Source organism: Bartonella sp. TT110JLCBS (assembly GCF_042193405.1).
Classification (GTDB): Bacteria; Pseudomonadota; Alphaproteobacteria; order Rhizobiales; family Rhizobiaceae; genus Bartonella.
Genome location: NZ_JBHILT010000030.1, coordinates 1 through 7,346, shown reverse-complemented (window position 1 = coordinate 7,346; position 7,346 = coordinate 1). Strand labels below are relative to the sequence as shown.

Here is a 7,346-nt window from a genome sequence, read left to right as displayed (position 1 = left end):
AATACATCTTCCAACATAAGGCTCTGTTACGGCTGATATAGAGCGCTTTTTGACATGATGCACTCCCTCAACAACAAGAGCATGAATGGGAAAACATTGCTTCCCACCCAAAAGCGTTTCTGGATTTTGCTCTGAAGGCGTCTTTATCCTTTTAGGCGTTAAAGCGCGTAATTTCTCAATTCTTTCTAATTGCTGCTTCTCAGATTGTTGGCGAGAAAAATTATCTGTTGGGGAATGAAAAATAGCTGAGGAACGCGCATAAACATTTACACCTGTAAACAAGCCAAAGAAAACAACAATGGCACGAAAAATTCTCAAAAGAGAACTTTGGCGTAAAAATACACAAAACAATACAGATTGCCCCCGCTTTGCACTATTCATGAAGCATGATTTAAAAGAACTTCATGGAACCGCTAATAAACCCACTCAAAACAGCCACTGCCCTATAACACTTTTAACAAAAGCACATGCCTCTGTGACCAAAAAAGTGACACCCAAAAACTGCTTTATTTTAACTGCTGAAGATCTCTCCCCCACATTTATGTAAAAAGACCTCTAAACAAAACTGTTTAGCCCGTCAATGGTTAATACATCAATATCCCCAGTTTAATGCTACAATATATTTATCAATAATTAGAGATAAATTCACTCTCCAGCTCCTCTAAGCCACTCAACACGCATATAAACGAGACATCATGCGATCAAGAACATCCTGTCGTCAAAAACCATCATAGAAAACAATAAAGAAACCTCTTTTAAAACTTTCTACTCAAATAGGCAAAACTCTCTGTACAGCGCATTAAGCAACCGTTCTCCAAAGACAATGATCTGAGTGATCTGAACAGAAGAGTTTTGTCCAGTGCTGTCAGTGTTGTCAGTTCTTTTTAGAGCCTATATTATTTTTTTAAATGAGAAAAAATTAAAAACATTATATTTCAATATGTTAGCATTTTAACGATACAACCTATATCGACAATACAACCTTAAATACAATCCATAATATATATTTGTCAGTTTGTGTCAGTAAATTAAACTGACAAATTAGATTATTTTAGTGACTCATAAAACCTATCAAAATACTCATTATGATATTTTAAAAGCACATAGTTCATTTGTCTTGATGAACACGTGAAACGAACAGCAAATTTTACTACTTTGCTGATCTTATCCTATGCCATGGGCTGTTGATAAACAGCCTTTTAAACCCCTTTTGAAAAAATATCGGCTTTTTAGCAGTTTTTTCCCATTTTTATCGTTATTTGCTTTAAATGCATTTAATTGAATTCGTTTTGATTCTTTTGATGATTATTGATCATATCATAAGGCAAGGGATTTTTATTACAATATGCTGCAATCTATTAAGTATGATAACAAACACATCACTTTACACTCCCTTTTACAATCCTATCGTGAACAGGCAACATCAAATGCTCTACGGGGGAAAGTATTTGAAGATTTTGTGACAAAATATCTTATGTATGACCCTCTCCACTATGGGCGATATGAAAAAGTTGAGAGCTATTATGAATGGGCGAAAGAGCGTGAAGGTTGGAATAAAAATGATATCGGCATTGATCTGGTTGCCAAACTTCGCAATCAAGAGGGTTATGTCGCTATTCAATGTAAGTTTTATCAGGCAGACCATCAGATCAGTAAAAAGGATATTGATAGCTTTATCGCGGCATCTGGAAAAGACATCTTTAAATATCGTCTTCTCGTTGACAGCACAGAAGTGGAATTAAGTGACAATGTGAATACCATGATTAAAGGACAAGCGATACCCGTTTATCGCATTGACCTTCGTCATATGGAAAACAGTCGGATAGATTGGCAAATATTTGCAACAAAACAAGAAGTGGTTCTGAAATCAACCAAAGAGCCTCGTTCCCATCAAGAAGAAGCCATCAAGAAAGTCTGTGAAGGTTTAAAAGAAGCAGACCGTGGCAAGCTGATCATGGCATGTGGTACGGGGAAGACTTTCACCAGTTTGAAGATAGCAGAAACCCTTGCTGGGAAAGGCAAGCGTGTTTTGTTTCTGGTCCCTTCTCTGGCTTTAGTCTCACAAACAATCCGTGAATGGACAGCCGATGCACAAGTACCTTTGCGTTCTTTTGCTGTGTGTTCGGATACAAAAGTAGGCAAGCGTCGTAAGAACCAAGATGATATTGTTGGCATGGAAACATCAGATCTTGTTCTCCCTGCTACCACGGATGCCCAAACCCTTGCCAAAGAAGCTTGCGAAAACCTAGCAGATGCAATGACGGTGGTGTTTTCAACTTACCATTCTATCCAAGTGATTTCAGATGCGCAAAAAGAGCATGGTTTACCCGAATTTGATCTAATCATTTGCGATGAAGCACATAGAACAACTGGGGCTGTGTTAGGAACAGACAAGCGTGAATCTGAATTTATCAAGGTTCATGATAACAGAATCATTCGGGGTAAAAAACGTCTATATATGACAGCAACCCCCAAAATCTTTACAGATAAGATAAAAAGGAAAGCTGACCTATCTGATACTGTTCTTACCTCTATGGATGACGAAAAAATTTATGGCAAAGAACTGCATCATTATACATTTGCGGAAGCTCTAGAACATAAACTGTTATCACCTTGTAAAGTTATCATATTAGTTGTCAATGAAAAAGAAGTAAGCCAATCCATTCAACATCTTATTACCGATAAGAATTATGAACTTATTCTTGACGATAGGACCAAGATTAATGGCTGTTATAGAGCCCTTACCAAAATGGATCTGAAACTTGATCTTGAAGATGACCCCAATCCCATGCGTAGAGCTTTAGCATTTTGCAAAGATATTGATACTTCTAAACGCATATGCAAGGAATTCAAAAAAGAAAAAGTTCAAGAATCTTTGCACGCCCTTCATAAAAACTATAAAGATACTCCCCCTCTTAACTGTACTCTTGCCCATATTGATGGAACCTTTAGTGCTAAAGAGCGTACAAAACAACTTGACTGGTTAAAGGAAGATGCGGGGGAAAATACGTGTCGTGTGCTAACCAATGTACGCTGTCTTTCTGAGGGTGTTGATGTTCCTGCTCTTGATGCTGTTCTATTCTTACACCCGCGAAAAAGTCAAATTGAGATTATTCAAGCAATAGGCCGTGTCATGCGTCGAGCAGAGGGTAAGAAAAGAGGCTATATCATTCTACCCGTTGGAGTACCGGCTGGCATTCCACCAGTACAAGCCTTGGAAAATAATCCAAAATATGATGTCATCTGGCAAGTCGTCAATGCTTTGCGTGCCCATGATGAGAGTTTTAATAAAATAATCCACCATATGTCCATAAAACAGGACGTAAGCTATGCCCTTGATATTATTGTTCCTTCTCAAAAGGCTACCTCAGAAGATACAACTGTGGTTATTGATGACTTACCTATACGCTCAAAATCAGAATATTCAGGACTGAACATTGGATCACCAACTTATGAATCCTTTCACGGATATAAACCAGAAGAAGAATTATCCCTTTTTTCTCAATATCCGGATGTCATTAGAGCAGCTATTGTTAAGAGAAATTACGACCCTAGCTATTGGAAAAGATGGGCAACCAATGTTGCTGATCTTGCTCAAAATCATATCACACGCTTAACCGAAGTTTTAACAAAATCAGAAACGGAAACGCGGCGGGTGTTTAATGGTTTTATGACCGAATTACGTAACAATTTAAACACGACCCTCTCCGAAGAAAATGCGATTGAAATGCTTGCACAACATCTTGTGACGCGTCCAGTCTTTGATGCTTTGTTTGAGGGGCATCAGTTTGTTCAAGAAAATCCCGTCTCTTGTGCTTTACAACGTGTACTTAATATCCTTGATAAAGTTACTCTTAAAGAAGAATCTCAAGATTTCAGAACTATCTCTAGGAATGTACAATTTTACACACGAGGAACTACAAGTCTTGAAGCACAACAAAACTTAATTGTAAAGCTTTATAATGAATTTTTCCGTCATGCTTTTCCGCGTACGGTAGAAAAATTAGGAATTGTTTATACGCCCATTGAGGTTGTGGATTTTATCATTCATTCTGTTGATGATGTTTTACGCAATGAATTTGGAAAAAGCCTTGGTTCACGGGGTGTCTCTATTCTTGACCCTTTCACGGGAACGGGTACCTTTATTACACGGCTTTTACAATCAGATCTCATCAAACCAGAGGATATGGAATATAAATACCGTTATGATATCCATGCCAATGAGATTGTCTTACTTGCCTATTACATAGCAGCGATTAACATTGAATCGACCTATCATAGTATCATGAAAGGAGAATATATCCCTTTCAAGCATATTGGTTTGACTGATACGTTTCGGATGCTTGAAGAAAAGAATCTGCTGCAAAAATTATTCAAAGAAAACAGTGAATATTTAGAGCATCAAAAGAAACTGGATATCGAAGTTATTTTTGGTAACCCTCCTTATTCGATAGGACAAAAAAGCGAAAACGACAATGCAAAGAACACTCCCTATCCCATATTAAATAAACGTATTGGTGACACTTATGCCGCTCATTCAAAAGCAAGTCTTATGCAGGCGCTTTATGATAGTTACATCCGCGCCATTCGCTGGGCAAGTGACCGTATAAAAGACCGTGGTGTGATTGGTTTTGTTACAAATGCAAGTTTTATAGATACAAAATCTATGGATGGCTTACGCAAATGCCTCGTTGAAGAATTTAGCAGCCTTTATATTTTTCATTTACGTGGTAATCAACGAACCTCTGGAGAACTTTCTCGCAAAGAAGGTGGAAAAATTTTTGGTGAAGGTTCTCGTGCCCCTATAGCGATTTCTATTTTGGTTAAAAATCCAAATGCACAACAACATGGGAAAATATATTTCCGTGATATTGGAGATTATCTCAATAGAGAAGAAAAGCTTAAGACAATTAAAAAATTTGGTAGCATTAATGGTATTACACGGAGTAAACAAGGTTGGCAAATAATTACACCGGATAGGCATAATGATTGGATAAATCAACGTGATGACAGTTTCAAGACATTTCTAGCTTTAGGTGTTAAGAAAGGTCATGATACAAAGCTTTTTGAAACTTATTCCTGTGGCGTTCTAACCAGTCGTGATGCGTGGGCATACAACTCAAGTCGTAATGCTTTATCAAAAAACATGTACAACATGATTAACTTCTATAATAGCGAAGTGGAGCGCTTTAACGAAGCTTATGGACATGTTGATCGCAAAATACGTGAAAAGGCTATAGACAATTTCGTTAACGCTGATGCTACAAAGATCAGTTGGAGTAGTACTCTTAAACGAGAATTTATAAGAGAAAAATTATTTGAGTTCGAGGAGATGTGCTTTATTCAAAGTATTTATCGCCCTTTTACAAAACAATGGCTCTATTATAATCGTGCTTTCAACGATAGAGTTTCCATAATGCCATGTATATTTCCTATAGGAAAATCAGTTGAAAATAAAATGATACAACTTACAGGCATAGGAGCAAAAAAAACCTTTTCTGTTCTTATGATTAAAGCTGTGTCTGATTATCAGGTGATAGAAAACGGTCAATGCTTTCCGCAATATCTTTATGAAGATATTGTATCCTTAAAAGAGAAAAGTGAAAAGCAATCCCATTTATTTACAAACTCTATAGAGGAAAACAAAACAGCTGGTTTACAACGCCGTGATGCCATTACGGATGAAGGATTAGCACATTTTAAAGCCGCTTATCCTAATGAAACTATCACTAAAGATGATCTATTTTATTATGTTTACGGGATTTTGCATTCAGAAGATTACCGCACCCGTTATGCTGATAACCTCTCTAAAGAATTGCCTCGTATCCCTTGTGTAAAGAGCACTGAAGATTTTTGGAAATTTGTAACTGCAGGGCGTGAACTGGGGCATTTGCATATGAACTATGAAACTGTAGAACCTTATCCTGTAACCTTTAAAAAAGGTGATCCAAAACTCACTGATATCCCTAATCCTGAAAAATTCTATTATGTTACAGAAATGAATTTTTTTGGGAATAGTAAAGTAAAAGATAAATCGACAGTTTTTTACAACAGCAATGTCACAATGACAGATATCCCTCTTGAAGCTTATGAATATATCGTCAATGGTAAACCCGCTCTTGAATGGGTTATGGAACGGCAATGTGTAAAGACTGATAAAAAGAGCGGCATTGTTAATGATGCCAATCGCTATGCTGTTGAAACCATTGGCAACCCTGCCTACCCTCTAGAGTTGTTTCAAAGAGTTATTACCGTAAGTTTAGAAACAATGAAAATCGTAAAAAAACTACCAAAATTAGAAATGAGAGAAACTGAATAGATTTGGCATGCTCAGATGATAGGCATGTTAACCTCACAAAGGGGTATAAGGTCTTATAACCTATAGGTTCTATACCCTCTTTATAAATTGCTTACATACAATCTTTAAAAGGAGTGTTTGTATGCGTTATTCTAAAAAGAAATCATTTGCACTTTTAAATACTCTTATTTGAATTGCTTTAAGACTTTTAAGAAATCCCATCTTAAAGTGAATACGCTTCTTTTACATTGCCTTTAAGAGGTTATATCGTAATCTAAAATGATAGCTTTGTTTAAAGAGAGCTATGTATATTCATTTTCTTATATTACTTATAGGTTTTGAAGGTTTCTCAAACCCTCAAAATACCTTCAAAACCCCTTTTTATATATATTACAGATTGTATTTACGTGTTGTGTGTAATATGGGTTGTTTATTTAAAACATTAACATATTGAAATATAATAACTTTTATTTTTGATTGAAAAATAATATATAAAGGGGCGTAAAAGGAACCCTCAAAATACTCAAAATCTTCAAAACTCATAACCATAATGGTCTTGATAGCATTTCATATGAGTTACAAGCTATCTTTTGAAAGGCTTTAAAAGATCATATGCTTTTCATAAAGCACATTTTAATCACTCACTAAAATAATCTATTTTGTCAGTTCAATTTACTGACACATAACTGACAAGTTTTAATCAATTCACATCATTGGTTATCTTTAAAGATTGTAATAGTGATATGAGTTATGTTTTTAAAATACTAACATATTGAAATATAATGTTTTTAATTTTTACTCATAAAAAAAATAATAGAAGGTCTAAAAGGAACTGACAACACTGACACGGTCTATTAAAAGGGATTTTACTGATCTCTATAATGATCAGTTTCTATTGAGATGTTTTCATAAGTGTTTTCATAACAGACAATAAATCGCAATTATCCTATTTATCATTTCTCTTATGAACATGAAAAATGATGCCATGGCTATAAAGAACATAACAACTATAGAGAAAGCAAAAATGCAAATGAAAGCATTTGTTATA

General features: G+C 35.7%; 1 protein-coding gene and 1 pseudogene. One reads left to right on the top strand and one right to left on the bottom strand.

The genetic code is table 11. The features are described from left to right. Positions 1 to 381: pseudogene (locus ACFILW_RS08430) on the bottom strand (ShlB/FhaC/HecB family hemolysin secretion/activation protein); the annotation flags it as partial. A gap of 964 nt (positions 382 to 1,345) precedes the next feature. Here ACFILW_RS08430 and ACFILW_RS08425 point away from each other — a divergent pair. Beyond that, entirely contained in the window at positions 1,346 to 6,319 is a 4,974-nt protein-coding gene (locus tag ACFILW_RS08425; RefSeq protein ID WP_375685542.1) for a DEAD/DEAH box helicase, read from the top strand. Positions 6,320 to 7,346 lie beyond the last annotated feature (1,027 nt).

Excerpts from the sequence above, each read along its gene's own strand:
- ACFILW_RS08425 (WP_375685542.1), top strand. The coding sequence starts at position 1,346 with ATGCTGCAATCTATTAAGTATGATAACAAACACATCACTTTACACTCC.